We start from the raw sequence: 20,748 nt of genomic DNA on the forward strand, positions 1-20,748 counted from the left end.
GCTTTAGAGGCGGGGACATATGGCCGCCGACAGTCCGCCCGATTTCCGCCTTCGCCTCCGCCGCGACGGCAATGCCGTCATCGCCCGGGTCCGCGACATGTGGACGCGGCGCTGGTTCCGCTGGCTATCCTATCTCGCGCTCGCCGGTCTGCTCGGTATCGCGCTGATCTGGGCGGTTTTCGCGCGCGATCTGCCCTCGGTCGACCAGCTTCGCGACTATGAACCGCCGCTGCCGACGATGGTCCGCGATGGCGAGGGCAAGCCGGTGCACGCCTATGCCCGCGAACGCCGCGTCCAGCTCGAATATAGCGAATATCCGCAGCTGCTCGTGCGCGCCTTTCTCGCCGCCGAGGACAAGACCTTCTTCAGCCACGGCGGCATCGATTATCCGGGCATCGCCTCGGCGATCGTCACCAATTTGACCAGCAGCGGCCGACCCGTCGGCGCCTCGACGATCACCCAGCAGGTCGCGAAGAATCTGCTGCTCACCAACGAACTCAGCTATCGCCGCAAGGTGCGCGAGGCGATCCTTGCGATGCGCATCGAGGATGCGCTGACCAAGGAGCAGATTCTCGAACTCTATCTCAACGAAATCCCGCTCGGCCGCCGCAGCTTCGGCGTGCAGGCGGCGAGCCGCGCCTATTTCGACAAGGATGTCGACCAGCTCGCGCTCCACGAAATGGCGTTCCTCGCAATCCTGCCCAAGGCGCCCGAGAAATATGGCCGCACGCGTTTCGAGCGCGAAGCGCTGGCGCGCCGCAACTTCGTGCTCGGGTCGATGGAGGACAATGGCTGGATCAGCGCGGCGCAGCGCGACGCAGCGCGCGCGATGCCGCTCGGCCTGACCGACAGCGGCAACCGCGCGGTCGCACAGGTCGGCGGCTATTATATGGAAGAGGTGCGGCGCCAGCTGATCGCCGAATTCGGCGAAACCGCCGAGGACGGCCCCCACAGTGTCTATGCCGGCGGCCTCTGGGTGCGCACGCCCTATGACGGCAAGATGCAAGAAGCCGCGACCATGGCGCTGCGCAAGGGCCTCCAGCGCTATGATGCGGGCAAGGGCTGGTCGGGGCCGATCGCGACGATCGAGGCCGACGACCAGTGGCAGAGCCGCCTCGCATCGAGCTTCATCGGCATCGATTACGACAATTGGCGCGTCGCCGCGGTGCTCTCGAAATCGGGCGGCGAGGCGCGGATCGGTTTTTCAAACGGTGACACCGGACGCTTGCCCGCAAGCTCGGCGGGGATGCGCTATCGCAAGACCGGCGGCAGCGCCTTTTCGGCGCTGCGCCCGGGCGATCTGATCGTCGTCAAATCGGCGGGCGGCGACCGTTATGCGCTTCGCAATATCCCCGAGGTGTCGGGCGGCATGGTCGTCGAAAGCCCGCATTCGGGCCGCATCTATGCGATGCAGGGCGGCTTCGACGTCCGCCTGTCGTCGTTCAATCGCGCGACGCAGGCCGAACGCCAGCCCGGCTCGACGATCAAACCCTTCGTCTATGCCGCCGCGCTCGACAACGGCATGACTCCCGCGACGATGATCGTCGATGGGTCCTTCTGCGTCTATCAAGGCGCGGCGCTGGGTAACAAATGCTTCCGCAACTTCGGCAATTCGGGCGGCAGCGGCGAACACACGATGCGCTGGGGCCTCGAACAGTCGCGCAACCTGATGACGGTGCGCGCGGCGAGCCTCGTCGGCATGGAACCGGTGGTCGAGATGATCAGCCGCATGGGCATCGGCCAGCACGAACCCTATCTTTCGACCGCGCTCGGCGCCGGATCGACGACGGTCGAGAAGATCACCAATGCGTATGCGATGCTCGCCAATCACGGCCGCGCGCTGAAGCCGCGCGTGATCGATTATGCGCAGGACCGCCGCGGCAAGGTGATCTTTCCGAAGAACTGGAAACCCTGCGAAGGCTGCAACATGAAGGACTGGGACGGCCGGCCGATGCCGCGCTTCGCAAAGTCGGGCAAGCAGTTGATGGACCCGATCACCGCCTATCAGGTCGTCCATATGCTCGAGGGCGTCGTCCAGCGCGGCACCGCGGTGCGGCTGCGCGATCTCGATGTCCCGCTGTTCGGCAAGACCGGGACGACTTCGGGGCCGAACGACGTCTGGTTCGTCGGCGGCACGCCCGACGTGGTGGCGGGCATGTATATCGGTTTCGACCAGCCGCGCAGCATGGGCGGCTATGCCCAGGGCGGCAGCTATGCCGCGCCGATCTTCAAGGATTTCGCGCTTGCGGCGCTCGCCGATCGCCAGCCGATTCCTTTTTCGGCGCCGAAGGGCGTGCGGATGGTGCGGATCGATCGTCAGTCGGGTCGCCGCGTCTATGGCGCTTGGCCGGGAACCGATCCCAAGGCATCGATCATCTGGGAAGCCTTCAAACCCGAAAGCGAGCCGCGGCGGACGATTCGCGAAGAAGAGATCAAGCCGGTCAAGGCGCCGCGGCGGCAGGATGTGCCCGTCCAGCAAACCCCGGGCCGGCGCAGCGACAGCGAATTCCTGGAGGATCGCGGCGGCATCATCTGACGGCTGCGCACCTCCTTCCCCTGCGGCCTTCCAGGCCGTAAGGGCAGAGCAAATAATTCAGGAGCAAGGACATGCGCGCCGAAGCGCAGGATCATATCGACAAGATTGGCGCCGCGCTGGCGCTGCTGCGCCGCTTTCTCGACTGGGACCGCGCGGTGCGGCGGCTCGACGAACTCAATGCGAAGGTCGAGGACCCGACGCTGTGGAACGACGCGAAGGCGGCGCAAGAGGTGATGCGCGAACGCCGCCGGCTCGACGAGGCGATCACCGCGACGCGTGCGATCGAGACCGAATGCGCCGACACTGCCGAGTTGATCGAACTCGCCGAGATGGAAGGCGACGAGGCGATGGTCGACGAGGCGGTGGCTTCGCTCGCTGTGCTCGCCGCGCGCGCCGAGGAAGACAAGATCAAAGCGCTGCTCGCGGGCGAGGCCGACGGCAATGACTGCTATGTCGAAGTCCACGCCGGTGCCGGCGGCACCGAGAGCCAGGACTGGGCCGAGATGCTCCAGCGCATGTATATGCGCTGGGCCGAAAAGCGCGGGATGAAGGTCGAGCTCGTCGAATATCAGGCGGGCGAACAGGCGGGCATCAAGTCGGCGACGATGCTGCTGAAAGGCGAGAATGCCTATGGCTATGCGAAGACCGAAAGCGGCGTCCACCGCCTCGTCCGCATCTCGCCCTACGACAGCTCGGCGCGGCGTCACACGAGCTTTTCGAGCGTCTGGGTCTATCCGGTGATCGACGACAATATCGAGATCGAGATCAACGAGGGCGACCTCAAGATCGACACCTATCGCGCCTCGGGCGCGGGCGGCCAGCACGTCAACACGACCGATTCCGCGGTGCGCATCACCCACATCCCGACCGGGATCGTCGTCGCGAGCCAGAATGACCGTTCGCAGCACAAGAACCGCGCGACAGCGATGGGGATGCTGAAGGCGCGGATGTACGAGGCCGAGCTACAGAAGCGCGAAGCCGCAGCGAGCGGCGAATATCAGGCGAAGACCGAGATCGGCTGGGGCCACCAGATCCGCTCCTATGTCCTCCAGCCCTATCAGCTGGTGAAGGATTTGCGCACCGGGGTGACCTCGACCGCGCCCGGCGACGTGCTCGACGGCGCGCTCGATCCGTTCATGGCGGCGGCGCTGTCGCAGAAGGTGACGGGCGAGAAGGTCGAGGTGGAGGACATCGATTGATGAAGCGCGCTGCCTTCGCCCTCGCGCTCCTGCCGCTGCTCGGCGGCTGCGAGGCGCCATGGGGCGACGACGGCGACCGCGCGACGAGCGCGCGCGACTTTCCGCCCGCCGACCGGCCGGTGGCGCCCACCGTCTCGACCAAATGGTCGACCGAGGAAGCACGCGACCGCGTCAACGAGGCCGAGGATGTCATGGATTCGGCCGATGTCCGCCCCGGCATGACCGTCGCCGACATCGGCGCCGGCGACGGCTATTATACCGTCCGCCTCGCGCAGCGCGTCGGCGTCAACGGCCGCGTTCTCGCGCAGGACATCATGCCCGAGGTGATCGAACGGCTCGCCGACCGCGTCGCGCGCGAGCGGCTCGACAATGTTTCGCTGAAGCTCGGCGCGGTCGACGATCCGCGCCTGCCCGGGGCGAGCTTCGACCGCGTCTTCATGGTCCATATGTATCACGAGATCGGCGAACCTTACGCCTTCCTGTGGCGGCTACGCCCCGCATTGCGCCAGGGCGGGCAAGTGATCGTCGTCGACGGCGACCGCTCGATCGCGCAGCATGGCACACCCTTCCGCCTGCTCGTCTGCGAATTTCAGGCGGTGGGCTACAAGCTCGTCTCCTACGACGACAAGCAGCATGCCGGCGGCTATCTCGCGCGTTTCGTGCCCAAGGGCAAACGCCCCGAGCCCGGGGCGATCAAGGTCTGCGACAATCCGTAAATGATTGATCCTCCCTGTCGCGCAGCGATGGGGAGGGGGCCCGTCCGCGAAGCGGATGGTGGAGGGGCGACGACGTTGCGTTTCGCCCCTCCGTCAGCGCTGCGCGCTGCCACCTCCCCATGCCTTCGGCACAGGGAGGATCGACTTTCAGTAGACGATCAGCCGGTCCTCGGCGCCGACGTCGGCGAGGAAGCTGACCAGCCCCGCGGCGCGGACATGCGGGACCAGCTCGGTCGCCGTCATGCCGACGAGTGCCATGCCCGACTGGCAGACGAGCAGCGCGACGTCCATCGCTGCCGCTTCCTCGATCAGCGAGGCGAGGTCGGGCTGGCCCGCCGCGCGGCGCGCCTCGTCGCCGCCGAACGACACCGGATCGCGCAGCAGCGCCGCGGCCTCGCCCTGCAGGAAGATGCGCACCGGGCGCCCGAGCGCCGCCGCGGCCATCCCGGCTTCGAGTGCCGCATAGAGCCGCCGCCCTTCGGCGACCGCGACGATGATGTTCAAGCCTTGCATATCGGACATTCGGGGTCCCCGGGCACGCCGACCTCGCGCCAGCGCCGATCGAGCATATCGACGATCGCGAGCCGGCCGGCGAGCGGCGATCCCCAACCGGACAGCGCACGCACCGCCTCGAGCGCCGCCATCGTGCCGATCATTCCTGCGAGCGCCCCCATCACGCCGGTTTCGGCGCAGTTGATCCCCGGCCGGTCGGGATCGTTGCCGACGAGGCAGGCGTAGCAGGCGTGCCCCGCACGCCAGCCCTCATAGAGCGCGACCTGTCCCTCGAACGCGCCGATCGCGGCGCTGAGCAGCGGGGTTTCGAGCGCCACCGCCGCGCGATTGACCGCGAGCCGCGTGGCGAAATTGTCGCAGCCATCGAGGATCAGGCTCGCGCCCGCGAGCAGCGCCCCGGCATTGGCATCGTCCAGCCGCTCGGCGACCGCGGCGACCTCGACATGCGGATTGATTCGCCGCGCCGCTTCGGCCGCGACCTCGGCCTTCAGCGCGCCGAGATCGGCGTCGGTGAACAGCGGCTGGCGGTGCAGGTTCGACAGCTCGATCCGGTCATGGTCGATAATCGTCAGCTTGCCGACGCCCGCCGCCGCCAGATAGGTGATCGCCGGGCAGCCGATCCCGCCCGCGCCGATCACCGCGACATGGCTCGCTTTCAGCTTCGCCTGCCCCGCGCCGCCGAACTGCGGCAGAATGATCTGGCGCGCATAGCGGTCGAGTTCGGCGTCGCTGAGCACGAGCCGGTCAGCGAAGCTTGATGTCCGAAAGCGAGGCAAGCCCCGCTGTGGCCGCAGTCTCGTCGACGGCATCACTTTCGACCCCGGTTGAGCCGAAGCCGCCGGCGCCGCGCGCCGTTTCGTCGAGCGTCGTCACTTCGGCGAAGGCGGCGCGCTGGAGCGGGGCGGGGACGAGCTGGGCGATGCGGTCGCCGCGCTTGATCTCGAACGGCTCGTCGCCGAGATTGGCGAGGATCACCTTCACTTCGCCGCGATAGTCGCTGTCGATCGTTCCCGGCGTGTTGAGACAGGTGACGCCATGCTTCAACGCCAGTCCCGAGCGCGGACGCACCTGTACCTCGTAACCGGCAGGGATCGCCATTGCGAAGCCCGTCGCGACCGCGTGGCGCGTGCCAGAGCGGAGCGTCAGCGTCTCCGCCGCGACGACGTCCATCCCCGCCGCGCCGTCCGACGCATAGGCGGGGAGGGGCAGGCCGCCGCCGTTGGGCAGCCGCTGGATGGCGATTTCAATCTCTTTCAAGGGGTGCACGTTTTTCGAGCTCATCGGCGATCTTTTCCATCAATTTGCGGGCGACGGCCGGTTTTGGCAGCCGGTCCCAGCTGTCTACACCATCCTGGCTAACGATATGCACGCGGTTCGTCTCGCCACCCATCGGGTCGGCCGACACGTCGTTCGCGACGATCCAGTCGCATCCCTTGCGCGCGAGCTTTGCCTGCGCGTGGGGAATGACGTCGTTGGTCTCGGCGGCGAAACCGATCAGCAGCGGCGGGCGCTCCGGGCTTTTGGCGACGCTCGCTAGAATGTCGGGATTTTCGGCGAGCGCGAGTGGCGGCACCTGCCCGCTGCCGTCTTTCTTGATCTTCTGAGGCGCGGCATCGGCGGCACGCCAGTCGGCGACCGCGGCGACCATGATCGCCGCATCGACGGGCAGGCCGTCGGCGACTTCGGCGGCCATCTCGACCGCGGTTTCGACATCGACACGGATCACGCCGGGCGGCGTCGGCAGCGGGACGGGGCCTGCGATCAACAAGACCTCGGCGCCGGCTTCGGCGGCGGCGGCGGCGATCGCGAAGCCCTGCTTCCCGCTCGACCGATTGGCGATGTAGCGCACCGGATCGATGGGCTCGTGCGTCGGCCCCGCGGTGATCAGGATACGCCGCCCGAACAGCGGGCGATGGTTGGCGGGCGCGAAATCGGGTTGGCCGGTGAGCGGGACGGGCGCGGGCGCATTTGCGAGTGCGGCGTCGATCGCCGCCTTGATCGCGTCGGGCTCGGGCAGGCGGCCGGGGCCATATTCGCCGCACGCCATCTCACCCTCGTCGGGCTCCATCACCGTCACCCCGTCGCCGCGCAAGGTCGCGACATTGCGCTGCGTCGCGGCGTGCAGCCACATGCGCACATTCATCGCGGGCGCGGCGAGCACCGGCTTGTCGGTCGCGAGCAGCAGCGTCGTCGCGAGGTCGTCGGCTTGTCCCCCCGCCATCTTCGCGAGCAGGTCTGCGGTCGCGGGCGCGACGACGACCAGATCGGCCTCGCGCGAGAGCTGAATATGCCCCATCTCGACCTCGTCCTTCAGGTCGAAGAGATGGGTGTAGACCTTGTTTTCGCTGAGCGCGGCGAGTGTCAGCGGCGTCACGAACTGCTCGCCCGCGCGCGTGATCACGCAGCGCACGGTCATGCCCGCCTTGCGGAGCAGGCGGACGAGCTCGACCGACTTATAGGCGGCGATGCCGCCGCCGATAATCAGCAGGATGCGCGGTGCGGCCATCAGCGGCGGCGGGCCTGCCCGGTGCGGGCGGCGATCGACAGGGGTTGATTCATCGCCGTCTCCTTCGCCACCCAGTTATGCGCTTCCTCGCCCCAGTTCAAGGACGCCTAAGCGGCGGCGGAAAGGACGCGCGCCGGGCGCCACAGCGAACGCGCCAGGGCGGCGAGCGCGGCGGGAGCGAAGGCAAGGCCGACGAACAGGGTCGGGGTGATGAGCATCGCCCAATAGAAATTGGCCGGGCGCGCGAAGAGCATCAGCAGCGCGGCGTAGAAGAGCTGGATCAGCAACACCGCGAGCCCCAGCCGCGAACGCCACGCCGCCCAGCCGAGCAGCGCGAGCGGCACGAGAAAGGCGGCCGCCCAGCCTTCGAAAAAACGCAGGATCGAGGACGCCTGAACGAAGGACAGATAGGCGATCCAGCCGCCCTGTCCGTGCCAGCCCTGGCTCGCGGAATCGGCGGGGGTGGTGACCGCAGCGAGCGCCGCGATATGCGCAGCAAGCCCCCCGGCGAAACACAGGCCAAGCACCAGCCAACCCGCGGCCGCGCGCCAGTCGCGATCGATCAGCGCGAACAGCCCGAACAGCATCGCGATGGGCAGCACCGTCTCGCGGATCGCCAGCGCGGCCGCGACGAGGAGCATCGTCGCCCACGCGCGCGCCGGGCGATAGAGCGCGAGGGCGAGCGCGAGAAGGACTCCCCCCGCGACCTCGTGAATATAGAGCCACTCGCGCGCGGCGAGCTGCGTCAGATTGACCGCGACGAACAGCGCGCCGATCGCGGCGTAGCGCGGGATGTCCGGTTCGGTCCGTAATCGCCGGTACCAGGCAAGGATCGCCGCGCCGCCGATCAGCAAGAAGATGAGCATGATGTTCCGCTCGCCCAGCGCGGCGACGATATGGGCGAGCGTCGGCAGGCGGACGGTCACGAAGGGGCGCAACGGATAATTTCCGCTCCGATGTTCCGCCGCCGCCGCCGGATAATAGGATTCGCCTCCCACGACTCGCTGCGCGATGCGCGCGTAAAGCGCATGATCGCCGACGAGGCCGTCGGAATGCGCCGATGACGGCTTGGCGGTCGCGACATGGTCGCCGCCGACGCCGCCCGCCGCGCCCCACGCCATCAGCAGCGCCAGCAGGCCCAGCACGGCAGCCGCGACCGGGCGCGAAATCCCCGCGAAGCGATTCCAGCCGGGCACGACCTTGTTCATTTGCGCCAGGTGAGCGCCGACGACATGGCGAAGTTCCAGATCGCGCCGACGACGACGCCCGCGACCCCGGCGACCCACCAGCGCTCGTCCTGCCCCGCCATCCAGGTGCCGATGCCGATATTGGCCACCGCCCCCAAAGCCGAAATCGCATAAAAGCTCGCGAGGCCGCCGAAAAGGCGCCAACCCCTCAGCTTGCGATCGGCATAGGTGAAGCTGTTGTTGAGGAAAAAGTTGAAGGCGATCGCGGTCATCACCGCCGCGGTCTGCGCGGTGAAGAAGGCGCTGCCGGCGCCGAGGATCATGCGCAGCACGGCGAGGTGGACGAACACGCCGAGCCCGCCAACCATCAGGAATTTGATCAGGCGCACGGGGACGACGCGGCCGATCGTCTTGTCGGCGATCAGTTCGGCATATTCGGCGATCACGCGCACCCCCAACTTGCTCTCGCCCGCCTCGCGCGTGCGGAACTGATAGGGTATTTCGGCCACTTTCAGCGGCACGGGGCTCGACGCCAATATATCGAGCAAAATCTTGAAGCCGACCGCCGACAGGCGGGGCAATGCGCGTTCGAAGGCGTCGCGGCGGACCGCGAAAAAACCGCTCATCGGGTCGCTGACGTCGGTGCCGAGCGCGATCTGGCCGGCGCGCGTTGCGAGCCGGCTCATCCGCGCGCGGTCCCTGTCCCAGTCGCCGATCCCGCCGCCCGCGACATAGCGGGTGCCGACGGCGATATCGGCGGCGCCATCGGCAATCGCGTCGATCAGCCGCGGCAGCGTCTCCTCGCTATGCTGGAGGTCGCCGTCCATCACCGCGACGATGGGTGCTGCGGTCGCCAAAATGCCCTCGACCACCGCCGACGACAGGCCGCGCCGGCCGACGCGCTGGACGATGCGGACATGGCGCGATTCGCGGGCAATGCGGCGCACCAGTTCGCTCGTCCCGTCGGCGGAATTGTCATCGACGAAAAGGACTTCCCAGCCGCGCCCGGCGAGCACCACCGACAGTTTCGCGATCAGCTTCTCGACATTGGCGGCTTCGTTGAGCGTCGGCACGACCACCGCGACATCGAGCGGCAGCGCATCGATCGTCAGCGGCGAATCGGCAATCAATATGTCGTGGCGCATGAAACCTCGGTTTTGTCCGGATTTCGCGTCCGGGGTTGGTCGAGGCCAGGTCCTAATGATTTAGGGTAAATGTCCGGTAACCAAGGCCGCGCGTGCGTCGGCTCAGCCGAGCCAGGTCAGGATACCGGCGCCCGCCGCGGCGCTGAGCAGAGCGGTCAGCGCATAGCGCCACCAGCGGCGCTTCTCGCCCTTGTCCCACATCAGCGGAATCTCGGGCAGCGGCGGCGCGGGCGGCGCGGCGCCCTTCCGCGGCAATTGCGCGTCGAGGCGGCGGATGATGTCGGGGATCAGCGCGAGCGTCTTGCCCTGTTCGCGAATCCCGTCGGCGAGCGCGGCTTCGGGGCCGAGTTCGTCGCGAATCCACGCGCTGACGAAGGGCCCCGAGACATCCCACATATTGATCTTGGGATTGAGCATCGTCGCGACGCCCTCGACCATCACCATCGTCTTCTGGAGCAGCAGCAGGTGCGGCTGCGTCTGCATGTCGAAATCGCGCGTGATCGCGAACAGTCCGTCGAGCATCTGCCCGACCGAAAGCTCGCTCACCGGCTTGCCGCGCATCGGCTCCCCGACCGCGCGCAGCGCCGTCGCGAACTCCTCGACGCTGTGATAATCGGGCACATATTGCGCCTCGAAATGAATCTCGGCGACGCGGCGGTAATTTCCCGTCGTCAGCCCATAGAGGATCTCGGCGAGCCAGTAGCGCGCCTGCCGGTTGATCCGCCCCATGATGCCGAAATCGACCGCGGCGATTGTGCCGTCAGCCTTCACGAACAGATTTCCCTGGTGCATGTCGGCGTGGAAAAATCCCTCGGCGATCGCCTGCCGCAGAAAGGCGTGGACGAGGTTCGATGCCAGCGCCTCCATGTCGTGGCCCGCCGCGACGAGCCGGTCGCGGTGCGAGATTTTGACGCCGTCGATCCAGCTCATCGTCATCACGCGGCTCGCGGTGCGATCCCAGTCGATCGCCGGCACGTCATATTCGGGCACCGCCGTCATCGCGTCGGCGAGTTCCGATGCCGACGCCGCCTCGCGGCGCAGGTCGAGTTCGCGCAAGGTCCAGCGGCGGAAATTGGCGATCACCTGCCGCGGGCGCAGGCGCGCAGCTTCTCCGCCAAAGGCTTCGAGATGCGCGGCCGCCCATTCATAGGTTTCGATGTCGCGCGCGAACTGCTTGTCGATGCCCGGGCGGCGCACCTTGACCGCGACCCGGCGCCCGTCGGTCGTCACCGCGCGGTGAACCTGCGCGATCGACGCCGAACCGACGGGCTCAGGATCGAACTCGCTGTAAAGACTTTCGAGCGGCGCTTCGAAGGTCACCTCGATTTCCTGCCGGATCCGGTCGAACGCGACAGGCGCGAGCGCGTCCTGCAGCGTCAGCAGGTTGCGCGCGGCCTCTTCGCCGACGAGGTCGGGGCGCGTCGCGAGCGTCTGTCCCAGCTTGACCGCCGCGGGGCCGATCGCCTGGAAGGCGGCGGCATAGTCGGGCAGCTTCGGCTGGATCGTGCCGAGCCGCGCGAGGCGGCACAATCGCTTGACTCCCGGCGGGGTCTGTGGCGCGGTTTCGATCCCGCGCAGCGCGCCGTGGCGTGCGAGGATGCGTCCCCACTTCAGCAGGCGGACGATATGGGTGACGGGTCGGGTCAAGCCTTCCACCCGCTGTGGATCGCGACGAGACCGCCGAGGATCGGCTCGACCTTGACCGCGGTGAAGCCCGCTTCGCCGATCATCTGCGCGAATTGGGGCATCGGCGGGAAGCGGCGGATCGATTCGATCAGATAGCGATAGCTGTCCTCGTCGTCGGCAATCAGCTTGCCGAGCTTGGGGACGAGGTGATGCGAATAAGCGTCATAGGCCTGCGCGAAACCCGGCCATTCGTTGGTCGAAAATTCGAGGCAGAAGAAACGCCCGCCATAACGCAGCACACGGTGCGCTTCCTTCAGTGCCGCCGGAATGTCGGTGACGTTGCGGATGCCGAAGGCGATCGTATAAGCGTCGAAGAATTGGTCCGGAAAGCTCAGCTTTTCGGCGTTCTGCTCGGACCACACGAGGCTGTCGATCCCGCGCTCTGCCGCGCGCTCCATGCCGACGCCGAGCATGTCGGGGTTGATGTCGGCGACCGTGATGCTCGCGCCGAACCGCTCCATACGAAAGGCGATGTCGCCGGTGCCGCCCGCCATGTCGAGGATCGTTTCGCCTTCGCGCGGCTTCACGCGGCGTACGAAGCGGTCTTTCCACAGGCGGTGCATCCCCCCCGACATCGCGTCGTTCATGATGTCATATTTGCGCGCGACGCGGCTGAACACTTCGCCGACCATCGCGGTCTTCGCACCCGCGGGGACCTGTTCATAGCCGAAGCTGACGGTATCGGGAGTGGCCATCGTTTGTGCGCCTTTTGCGGGGAGAAATTCTGTTGCGATGGCCTTTAGCCGGGCCTTGTCGCGCAAGCAAATGCCAGTTACCGCCATGTCGAAATGCCCGAGCTACCCGAAGTCGAAACCACCATCCGCGGCCTTGCCCCCTTCCTTGACGGGCAACGGCTTACCGCAGTCACCACTTTCCGCCCCGACCTGCGCCGGCCCTTTCCCGCCGACCTTGCACAGCGGCTGACCGGCGCAACGGTCACGGGCCTGTCGCGCCGCGCCAAATATGGCATCGTGTCGACCGACCGCGACGATCATATGATCTTTCATCTCGGCATGTCGGGACGCTGGCGTACCGAAGGCGGCGATGCGGGCAAGCACGATCATCTCCTGCTCGAAACCGGGGCAGGGCATCGCCTGTTCCTCCACGACCCACGGCGCTTTGGCTCGGTCGATCTGGTGAGCGGCGATCCGCTGACGCGCTTTTCTGCCTTTGTAACGCTCGGCCCCGAACCCCTGTCCGACGCTTTCGACGCCGCCTGTCTGGCAAAGGCGTTCGCCGGGCGTCGCGCGCCGATCAAGGCGATGCTGCTCGATCAGACCATCGTCGCGGGGCTCGGCAACATTTATGTCTGCGAGGCGCTCAACATGGCGCGCATTTCGCCGGAAAAGCCCGCTGCCGATGTCTCCAGGGCGAAGCTCGCACCGCTGGTTGCCGCGATCAAGGAGGTGTTGATCGCGGCGATCGCGGCGGGCGGCTCGACCTTGCGCGACTTCCTCGGTCCCGAAGGCGATCTCGGCTATTTCGCCAAGGACTGGCGCGTCTATGGCCGCGAGGGCGAGGCTTGCGAATGCAGCGGAACGATCGCGCGGATCGTACAGAGCGGGCGCTCGACCTTCTTTTGCTCCAAATGCCAACGATAATGCGGGATATTGCCCGCAAGGCCATTGACCAAATCGCCCTTCATCGCTATGCGCGCACCCTTCGAGCAGGGTCCGGTCGTCCGGAACCGGCCGCATCCGGACATCGATTCGCTGCATTTCGCGGGATTCGGCTGCTCTGCTGCTGCTGTGCTCCGACCATGTAGACCGTTTGAAAGACTAGAGGAATTTATGGCCAATACGCCGCAGGCAAAGAAGCGCATCCGCCGCAACACCGCGCGCACTCTCGTGAACAAGAATCGCGTTTCGCGCATTCGCACGCTGGTGAAGAAGGTCGAAACGGCCGTCGCCGCCGGTGACAAGGATGCGGCCGCGACCGCGCTGAAGGCTGCGCAGCCCGAAATGGCGCGCGGCGTCGCCAAGGGCGTGCTCCACAAGAACACGGTCGCGCGCAAGTTCTCGCGCCTGACCAAGAGCGTGAACGCGATCGCCTGATCATCCGCGTCCCGAAAGGGAACAAAAAGGACCCGCCGGCATCTTGTCCGGCGGGTCCTTTTTTGCATCGGATATTGTGACAGCCGGGTGGCAATAGTGTTGCAGCGCGGTAAGTGACGGAATTGCTGCGATTCGTTCTTCTGTCTCCGGAATGTCATAAATAAACATCTGATAATAAACGATAAAATCACGTTTCGACGCGATTCCGGTGACCCCGGCGAGTCAAGATTTTTATTTCAGTATTTTTACATGGCGAGCCCTTGATCGACTCGCCGCGCCCTGACTAGACAGGTGCGTCGCCGGCTTTCGCTGGCGGCCGTCACATCGACATGATTCGCATCCTTTCGGGCTCCTCGCCCGGATGAGAACCTGTGCCCGGCGCAGGCGACGAATCGGCATGTGGCCGGCCGCCCGAACCTCCGGCGCAAAGGGGACCTGAGGGGGCGGCACGGCGTGACAGAGAGCGGCAATCGGCATGGGCATGACGCAGGAGACAGAGCGATGAACGGCGATGCCGCCACGCTCTGGCCGCGCGTCGCCGAAGGGCTGCGCCGCGACCTCGGCGTCCGCACCTTCGACCATTGGCTGAAGCCCGTGCGCTTTGCCGATTATTGCGCGATGTCGGGAGTCGTGACGCTCGAAACCGTCAGTCGTTTCTCGGCCAACTGGATCAACGAACGTTTCGGCGACCGGCTCGAACTTGCGTGGCGGCAGCAATTGCCCGCAGTGCGCAGCGTCATGGTGCGCGGCGGCGCCGCGGCGGACGACCGCGCGGCGAACCTCGCGGCGGCGCCGCTGCCCAATTTCGAGGCGCCGCAACCCGCCGCCAACCCCGCGCTCCTCGGTTTCGACCCGCGCCTGTCGTTCGACCGCTTTGTCGTCGCGCGCAGCAACATCCTCGCCGCCAACGCCGCGCGCCGGATGGCGATGGTCGAAGCGCCGCAGTTCAACCCGCTCTACCTCTGCTCGGGCACCGGGCAGGGCAAGACGCACCTCCTTCAGGCTATCGCGCAGGATTATGCCGCGGCGCATCCGACCGCGAACATCATTCTGATGTCGGCGGAGAAATTCATGCTCGAATTCGTCGGCGCGATGCGCGGCGGCGACATGATGGCGTTCAAGGCGCGGCTGCGCGCCGCCGACCTCTTGCTCCTCGACGATCTCCAGTTCGTGATCGGCAAGAATTCGACGCAGGAAGAGCTGCTTCACACGATCGACGATCTGATGACCGCGGGTAAACGTCTCGTCGTCACGGCCGACCGCCCGCCCGCGATGCTCGATGGGGTCGAGGCACGGCTGCTGTCGCGCCTGTCGGGCGGGCTCGTCGCCGACATCGAGGCGCCCGAGGACGATCTTCGCGAACGCATCATCCGCCAGCGGCTCGCTGCGATGCCGATGGTCGAGGTCCCCGATGCGGTGGTCGCCTATCTGGTCAAGCATTTCACGCGCAACATCCGCGAACTCGAAGGCGCGCTCAACAAGCTGCTCGCCTATGCCGCGCTCACCGGCACGACGGTCGATCTCGCGCTCGCCGAGGACCGGCTTGCCGAAAATGTCCGCAGCGCGCGCCCGCGTATCACGATCGACGAGATTCAGCGCGCGGTCTGCGCGCACTATCGGCTCGACAAGTCCGAAATGGCGTCGAAGCGCCGCGTCCGCGCGATCGCGCGCCCGCGGCAGGTCGCGATGTATCTCGCGAAAGAACTGACTCCGCGCTCCTATCCCGAAATCGGGCGCCGTTTCGGCGGGCGCGACCATTCGACGGTGATCCACGCCGTGCGCACGGTCGAGGCGCTGCGCGTCGCCGACAGCGAACTCGACGCCGAAATCGCCGCGATCCGCCGCGCTCTCAACAGCTGATCCACAGGTTTATACCCAGTTTATCCACTGGATTATCCATGTCGTTCAACGTCGGCTTTGGGGTGGAGAGCTGTCGTCCAAATCCTCCCCTTTGCGCAGCGATGGGGAGGTGGCAGCCCGCAGGGCTGACGGAGGGGTCGACGCCGTCAGGCGTCGGTGCAAGGCCAGACCCCTCCACCACCGCTTCGCGGAGTGTAGGGTTGGATTGCCCCCGGCAATCCAAGTCCAGTCCGGGGGACTGGACGACCCAACACTCCCCCTCCCCAGCGCTTCGCGATGGGGAGGATCGAGCGACCGCTTCCGGTCGAAAGCGGTCATTCTCCACCATATGAAAAAGGCCCGCCTTCCAGTCGGAGGGCGGGCCTTTTATTTGGCTCTTCAAAGGTCGCTCAGCCCTTTTCGGGCGGCGCGACCGTGATCCGCACCCGTTCGCCCGAATTGCCCGGGAAGCCGGTAAACATCGCCTCGACGAGGTTCGGGACCAGCGCCTGCAGATTATTGTCGCGCGACTGCGCTTCGGCATGACCTTCGAACAGGCGCGAGCCGTCGGCGGCACGGTCGATCTGGAGGTTCAGGCCACTGGTATAGACGGTGTAGCTCGACACGTCGTTATAGCCCCAGCCGGGCCTGAAACCGCCCCACAGGAAGGGGTCGCGATAGCCATAGACATAGCGGCGCCCGCCGCGGCCGGTGACGATCACCGGGCGATAGAAGCCGCGGCCGTACCATCCGCCGCCGTACCAGGGATCGCCGAAGCCGGGGCTCGACACGACGCGTTCGCGGCCCTTGTCGACGCCATAGTCCATGCGGACGATCAGGTCGGCGCGTTCGCCGTTCGCCGCGGGGCGATAGCCGTAGCGCGTCAGTTCGCCCGCGACGATATTGGCATATTGGCCGAATTCGATGCCGCCCTGCAGCGCGGGATTGCTCGCCTCGACTGTGAAGCTCTGGCCCTGCGGCGCGGGTAGCTGCGACTGGAAGCGCGCGACATCGGCCTTGAATGGGGTCGCGCAGCCAGCCAGCGCGAGCGCCGCGCCCGTTATGGCGGCAAGGCCCAGCCGCCGAAAGTTGATCTTGCTCATCGTCTTGGCTCCGTGATTCGGGTGCGCGTTCATGCAGCGCTTTCGTACCATAGACTATGCCGATGCGACTTAACCTTGGTTGAACTCGTTTCGTCGCACGGCGGTTTCATCCCTCAATATGGGGACGAGAAACGCAAAAACAAGAAATTCCGCTTGCCGAACAGCGCTCAAACAGCACGCGGGCCCCGCGACCGTCAGCGACAGAGCCCCAGCGCGGCATAGGCGGCGTCGAGCGTCGGCTTGGCGAGCGCGCGTGCCTTTTCGGCGCCCTTGTCGAGGATCGCGTCGAGCGCCGCGGCATCGTCCTTCAGCGCGACGAACCGCGCGTTGATAGGGCCGAGCTTTTCGATCAGCAATTCGCCGAGCGCGGGCTTGAACGCTCCGAAGCCTTGCCCCGCATGATCGCGCAGCACCGCATCGACGCTCGTGTCGGCGAGCGCGGCATAGATGCCGACGAGGTTGCGCGCCTCGGGACGCCCTTCGAGCCCCGCGGCTTCGGACGGCAGCACCTCGGGGTCGGTTTTCGCCTTGCGGACCTTCTGCATCATCGTCTCGGCGTCGTCGGTCAGGTTGATGCGGCTCATGTCCGACGGGTCGGACTTCGACATTTTCGCGGCGCCGTCGCGCAGGCTCATGATGCGCGCGAGGCCTGCCGGGATGATCGGCTCGGGCAGCGTGAACACCGGCGCGTCGTCGCTTGCATAGTCATTGTTGAACTTCTGCGCGACGTCGCGCGCAAGCTCGAGATGCTGCTTCTGGTCCTCGCCCACGGGAACGTGCGTCGTCTGATAGAGCAGCACGTCGGCCGCCTGCAGCACGGGATAGGTGTAGAGCGCCGCCGACGCGCTTTCGCGATTCTTGCCCGACTTATCCTTGAACTGCGTCATGCGGTTGAGCCAGCCGAGCCGCGCGGTGCCGTTCAAGAGCCATTGCAGTTCGGCATGCGCGGGAACGCGCGCCTGGTTGAAGAGGATCGACCGGTCGGTGTCGATCCCGCAGGCGACGAGCGCGGCGGTCATCGCGCGCGTGTTGGCGGTCAGCTCCGCCGGGACGTGCGGCATCGAGATCGCGTGCAGATCGGCGAGGAAATAGAGCTTGTCGCCCTCCATCTCGTCCTGCATGCGCACCCAGTTGCGGATCGCGCCCAGATAATTGCCGAGGTGCAAATTTCCGGTGGGCTGGATGCCCGATAGCGTCCGCATGTCGATCGTCCCGTCTGAAGTTTTAAAGTTGGCGTCGGCGCAGCTGGCCGACGGTGTCGCGATTGACCACGCCGAACAGGAAGGCGCAACCAAAGAATATGATCGCCCCCGTGCCCACCAGCACGCCGAGCGCGACGATCCGTTCGAATACCCCGCCGATGAAGGCGTCGCCCGCCAGCGGGATCGCATAATAGAGCGCCGTCGCCATCGCCGCCGCGGCCAGGACGATGCGGGCGATTCGCCCGGCCACCCGGCCGGAGAGGCGGAACAGCCCCTTGCGATGAAGGATCGTGTACAGCATCGCCACATTGCACCAAGCGGCGATCGAGCCCGCCAGTGCGAGCCCCACGATGCCGAGCCGCGGGATCAGCAGGAGGTTGAGCGCGATGTTGATCGCCAGCGAAATCGCCGCGGTCCACACCGGCGTGCGCGTGTCCTTGCGCGCGAAGAAATTGGGGACGAGCACCTTGACCAGTACATAGGCGGGCAGGCCGACGACGAGCCCGCCGACCACCGCGCCGGTCGCGAGCCCGTCGGCGACGCTATATTGCCCGCCGACATAGAAGGCGCTGGTGATCGCGGGGCCCGCGACGAACAGCGCAACGGCGGCGGGGACGGTGAGCAGCATCGCGAGTTCGACCGCATTGCTCTGCAGCCGCGCGGCACCGTCGCGATCGTCCTGCGCGACGAAGCGCGACAGCGCGGGCAGGATCGCGGTCCCGAGCGCGATGCCGATGATACCGAGCGGCAGCTGGTTGAGCCGGTCGGCCATCGCCAGATAGGTGATGCTCTTGTCGGGCAGCGTCGCGATGAAGAAAAGGTCGATGAAGCGGCTGATCTGATAGACGCCGGCGCCGAACACCGCGGGCAGGATCAGCACCCCCATCTCGCGCACGTCCGCAGTCAGCCGGGGGCGGCGCAGCGCCGGGCGAAACCCCGACCGCCGGATCCAGTAATAGAGCCAGCCGAGCTGGAACAGGCCCGAAAGCGAGACCGAGATCGCGAGATAAAGCCCCGTCGCGGCTTTCGAGGCTTCGCCTCCGTCGCCGGTGAAAAGCCCGAGCAGCAGCGCGCCGATCAGGCAGATGTTGAGCAGGATCGGCGCGGCGGCGGCGGCGGCAAAGCGCGACAGGCTGTTGAGGATCGCCGCGAACAACGTCGCGACGCTCATCAAAGCGAGATAGGGAAAGGCGATGCGCGCCATCCGCACGGCGAGGTCGAAAGTTTCGCCGTCGGCCTGCAGCGCGTCGCTCGCGAACAGCCCCATCACCCACGGCATCACGATCAGCAGCAGCGCCGAAAAGACGATCAGGATCGGGATCAGCACCGCGAGCACCGCGTCGGCGAAGGCGCGCGCTTCGCTGTGGTCGCCCTCCTTGGTCATCCGCTGGTTGAACAGCGGGATGAACGCGGCGGCGAACGCGCCCTCGGCGAACAGGCGGCGGAAGATGTTGGGCAATTGGAAGGCGAGCTGCCAGGCGTCGGCGACGCCGCCGGCGCCGAGAATGCGGCTGAGCAACATGTCGCGCGCGAAGCCGAAAATGCGGCTGACCATCGTCAGGCCGCCGATCGTCCCCACGCTTTTGACGAGGCTGCTCAACCCCTCAGCCCGCCCCGGTTACGGGTTTCAGGCCTGGCCGACCGCGACTTCGCCGGCCGCTTCGGATTGCGCCGCCTGGACCTGCTGCGCGAAAAGGCCGTGGAAATCGATCGGTTCGAGCAGGAGCGGCGGGAAACCGCCATCCTGCACCGCATCGGCGACGACGCGGCGCGCGAAGGGGAAGAGGATGCGCGGCGCTTCGGCGAGGAAGAAGGGCTGAAGCTGGTCGTCGGGGACGTTGCGGACGCCGAACAGACCGGCATATTTGAGGTCGATCACGAAGCTCGTGCCGGCGTCGGTTTTCGACGTGACATCGATCTTCAGCGTCACTTCGTACAGATTCTCCCCGACATTGTCGGCGGCGATGTTGAACTGCACATCGACTTGCGGCGCTTCCTGCCACTGGTAAACGGCGGGAGCGTTCGGGTTTTCGAACGACAAGTCCTTCACATATTGCGAAATCAGGCCGATCGCCGGGCTCGTGTCTTCGCCGTTCGGTTGCAGGGCGGGATTGTTGAGGTCGGGGCTCGTCTCGTCGGCCATGATGAAGCTGCTTTCACTGAAAAGATGGAAACATATCCGCATCCGTACGGGCCGTGTCGGAACCGCGGCGGACGGTTGCCGCGGCGCTTAGCAGCGCCCGGAGGTGAGCACAATGGGCCCGATGGCGGTCGATGGTTAAGGGCGAATCGTTGACCTGCCGCCCGGCCGCGGCCATGGCTATTTGAAACCGGGCGCCGTATCGCCTATGTATCAGTCAAGATGTTTCGCTCTTCCGCATTGGACTTTTGCCCGTGACCGCTTTTTCGATTGTCCTGCTCGCCATGATCGCCGCTTTCCTCGGAATGCGGCTCTACTCGGTGCTCGGCAAGCGCACGGGGCATGAGCAAGAACCCGTGCTGCCGCGCGAGCGCGCAACCGCATCATCGCCGGTCCGCCTCGATGATGGCGAGGGCGCACCGGCCGCGGCGCCCGCGTCGGCCGACACGTCGGGGCTGGTCTATGAACCCGCCGCCGAGGCCGGGCTGCGCCAGCTGCTCGCGACCGACCGCAATTTCGACGCCGGCCGCTTCATGGAAGGCGCCGAGGCGGCGTATCGCATGATTCTTGAGGCTTATTGGAAGGGCGACCGCGACACGCTGCGCGACCTTTGCGACGACGACAGCTACGAGGCCTTCGTCGAAGCGATCGCGGCGCGCGAGGCGCGCGGCGAAACGCTCGACAACCGCCTGATCGGCATCGATTCGGCCAAGATCACCGCGGTCGAGATGAGCCGCAGCGAAGCGCGGGTCACCGTGCGCTATCATGCCGATATCAGCGCGGTGACCCGCGATGCCGACGGCAAGCTGATCGCGGGCTCGATGAGCGACGCGGCGCAGGCCGATGACCTCTGGACCTTCCGCCGCCAGATCGGCAGCGACGACCCCAATTGGGTGCTCGACGAAGCCGAATCGGCCTGATT

At 66.4% G+C, this 20,748-nt stretch carries 18 protein-coding genes and 1 pseudogene; 7 read left to right on the forward strand and 12 right to left on the reverse strand.

What is annotated here, in order from left to right; translation table 11 throughout:
* The first annotated feature begins 19 nt into the window (after positions 1–19).
* The 3 genes from OVY29_RS18545 to OVY29_RS18555 all read left to right on the forward strand — a co-directional run bounded on the left by OVY29_RS18545 (position 20) and on the right by OVY29_RS18555 (position 4,451).
* The gene (locus OVY29_RS18545) at positions 20–2,536 is read left to right on the forward strand and encodes a penicillin-binding protein 1A (protein ID WP_037553815.1); all 2,517 of its coding nucleotides are present in this window, start codon (positions 20–22) and stop codon (positions 2,534–2,536) included.
* A 71-nt stretch (positions 2,537–2,607) separates the two neighbouring features.
* The gene (prfB, locus tag OVY29_RS18550) at positions 2,608–3,735 is read left to right on the forward strand and encodes a peptide chain release factor 2 (RefSeq protein WP_037553814.1); all 1,128 of its coding nucleotides are present in this window, start codon (positions 2,608–2,610) and stop codon (positions 3,733–3,735) included.
* The gene (locus tag OVY29_RS18555; protein ID WP_037553813.1) at positions 3,735–4,451 is read left to right on the forward strand and encodes a class I SAM-dependent methyltransferase; all 717 of its coding nucleotides are present in this window, start codon (positions 3,735–3,737) and stop codon (positions 4,449–4,451) included. The genes prfB and OVY29_RS18555 overlap by 1 nt, the downstream gene beginning before the upstream one ends.
* A gap of 147 nt (positions 4,452–4,598) precedes the next feature.
* Here OVY29_RS18555 and OVY29_RS18560 read toward each other — a convergent pair whose 3' ends face one another.
* The 8 genes and pseudogenes from OVY29_RS18560 to OVY29_RS18595 all read right to left on the reverse strand — a co-directional run bounded on the left by OVY29_RS18560 (position 4,599) and on the right by OVY29_RS18595 (position 12,183).
* Positions 4,599–4,973: a DsrE family protein gene (locus OVY29_RS18560; RefSeq protein ID WP_235211433.1), complete on the reverse strand. Its 375-nt coding sequence runs from the start codon at positions 4,971–4,973 to the stop codon at positions 4,599–4,601.
* Entirely contained in the window at positions 4,952–5,701 is a 750-nt protein-coding gene (locus tag OVY29_RS18565) for a HesA/MoeB/ThiF family protein (protein WP_037553810.1), read from the reverse strand. Before OVY29_RS18565 ends, OVY29_RS18560 begins: the two co-directional genes overlap by 22 nt.
* 82 nt (positions 5,702–5,783) lie before the next feature.
* A pseudogene (dut, locus tag OVY29_RS18570) lies at positions 5,784–6,245 on the reverse strand (dUTP diphosphatase); the annotation flags it as partial.
* Positions 6,208–7,470 (reverse strand): bifunctional phosphopantothenoylcysteine decarboxylase/phosphopantothenate--cysteine ligase CoaBC, encoded by a 1,263-nt coding sequence (gene coaBC / locus OVY29_RS18575; RefSeq protein WP_037553807.1) that lies wholly within the window; start codon positions 7,468–7,470, stop codon positions 6,208–6,210. The gene coaBC and the pseudogene dut, both read right to left, overlap by 38 nt.
* A gap of 107 nt (positions 7,471–7,577) precedes the next feature.
* Positions 7,578–8,678: a hypothetical protein gene (locus OVY29_RS18580; RefSeq protein ID WP_037553805.1), complete on the reverse strand. Its 1,101-nt coding sequence runs from the start codon at positions 8,676–8,678 to the stop codon at positions 7,578–7,580.
* Positions 8,675–9,802, reverse strand: coding sequence for a glycosyltransferase (locus OVY29_RS18585; protein WP_052182019.1), 1,128 nt, complete (start codon positions 9,800–9,802; stop codon positions 8,675–8,677). Before OVY29_RS18585 ends, OVY29_RS18580 begins: the two co-directional genes overlap by 4 nt.
* Positions 9,803–9,904: 102 nt before the next feature.
* Positions 9,905–11,449 (reverse strand): 2-polyprenylphenol 6-hydroxylase, encoded by a 1,545-nt coding sequence (ubiB, locus tag OVY29_RS18590; RefSeq protein ID WP_313911895.1) that lies wholly within the window; start codon positions 11,447–11,449, stop codon positions 9,905–9,907.
* The gene (locus OVY29_RS18595) at positions 11,446–12,183 is read right to left on the reverse strand and encodes a class I SAM-dependent methyltransferase (protein ID WP_037553803.1); all 738 of its coding nucleotides are present in this window, start codon (positions 12,181–12,183) and stop codon (positions 11,446–11,448) included. The genes ubiB and OVY29_RS18595 overlap by 4 nt, the downstream gene beginning before the upstream one ends.
* A gap of 93 nt (positions 12,184–12,276) precedes the next feature.
* Here OVY29_RS18595 and mutM point away from each other — a divergent pair, with 93 nt between their 5' ends.
* The 3 genes from mutM (at position 12,277) to dnaA (ending at position 15,402) form a co-directional block, all read left to right on the forward strand.
* Positions 12,277–13,089 carry a bifunctional DNA-formamidopyrimidine glycosylase/DNA-(apurinic or apyrimidinic site) lyase gene (gene mutM, locus OVY29_RS18600; protein ID WP_037553801.1) on the forward strand — a complete coding sequence of 271 codons (813 nt, stop codon included), beginning with the start codon at positions 12,277–12,279 and terminating at the stop codon, positions 13,087–13,089.
* 189 nt (positions 13,090–13,278) lie between these two features.
* On the forward strand, positions 13,279–13,542 hold the full coding sequence (rpsT, locus tag OVY29_RS18605; protein ID WP_037553799.1) for a 30S ribosomal protein S20: 264 nt from the start codon (positions 13,279–13,281) through the stop codon (positions 13,540–13,542).
* Positions 13,543–14,043: 501 nt separating this feature from the next.
* The gene (gene dnaA / locus OVY29_RS18610; RefSeq protein WP_037553797.1) at positions 14,044–15,402 is read left to right on the forward strand and encodes a chromosomal replication initiator protein DnaA; all 1,359 of its coding nucleotides are present in this window, start codon (positions 14,044–14,046) and stop codon (positions 15,400–15,402) included.
* 389 nt (positions 15,403–15,791) lie between these two features.
* Here dnaA and OVY29_RS18615 read toward each other — a convergent pair whose 3' ends face one another.
* The 4 genes from OVY29_RS18615 to secB all read right to left on the reverse strand — a co-directional run bounded on the left by OVY29_RS18615 (position 15,792) and on the right by secB (position 19,829).
* A complete protein-coding gene (locus OVY29_RS18615) occupies positions 15,792–16,484 on the reverse strand; it encodes a DUF4136 domain-containing protein (RefSeq protein WP_037553844.1) in 693 nt (230 codons plus the stop codon).
* A gap of 194 nt (positions 16,485–16,678) precedes the next feature.
* On the reverse strand, positions 16,679–17,686 hold the full coding sequence (gene trpS, locus OVY29_RS18620) for a tryptophan--tRNA ligase (protein ID WP_037553795.1): 1,008 nt from the start codon (positions 17,684–17,686) through the stop codon (positions 16,679–16,681).
* 22 nt (positions 17,687–17,708) lie between these two features.
* The gene (murJ, locus tag OVY29_RS18625; protein WP_037553792.1) at positions 17,709–19,286 is read right to left on the reverse strand and encodes a murein biosynthesis integral membrane protein MurJ; all 1,578 of its coding nucleotides are present in this window, start codon (positions 19,284–19,286) and stop codon (positions 17,709–17,711) included.
* Between the two features lie 27 nt (positions 19,287–19,313).
* Positions 19,314–19,829: a protein-export chaperone SecB gene (gene secB / locus OVY29_RS18630; RefSeq protein WP_037553791.1), complete on the reverse strand. Its 516-nt coding sequence runs from the start codon at positions 19,827–19,829 to the stop codon at positions 19,314–19,316.
* Positions 19,830–20,080: 251 nt separating this feature from the next.
* Here secB and OVY29_RS18635 point away from each other — a divergent pair, with 251 nt between their 5' ends.
* On the forward strand, positions 20,081–20,746 hold the full coding sequence (locus OVY29_RS18635) for a Tim44/TimA family putative adaptor protein (protein WP_152567557.1): 666 nt from the start codon (positions 20,081–20,083) through the stop codon (positions 20,744–20,746).
* The last annotated feature ends 2 nt before the right edge of the window (positions 20,747–20,748 follow it).

The sequence above is a fragment of the Sphingopyxis sp. SE2 genome, assembly GCF_032227185.1.
Taxonomy (GTDB): domain Bacteria; phylum Pseudomonadota; class Alphaproteobacteria; order Sphingomonadales; family Sphingomonadaceae; genus Sphingopyxis.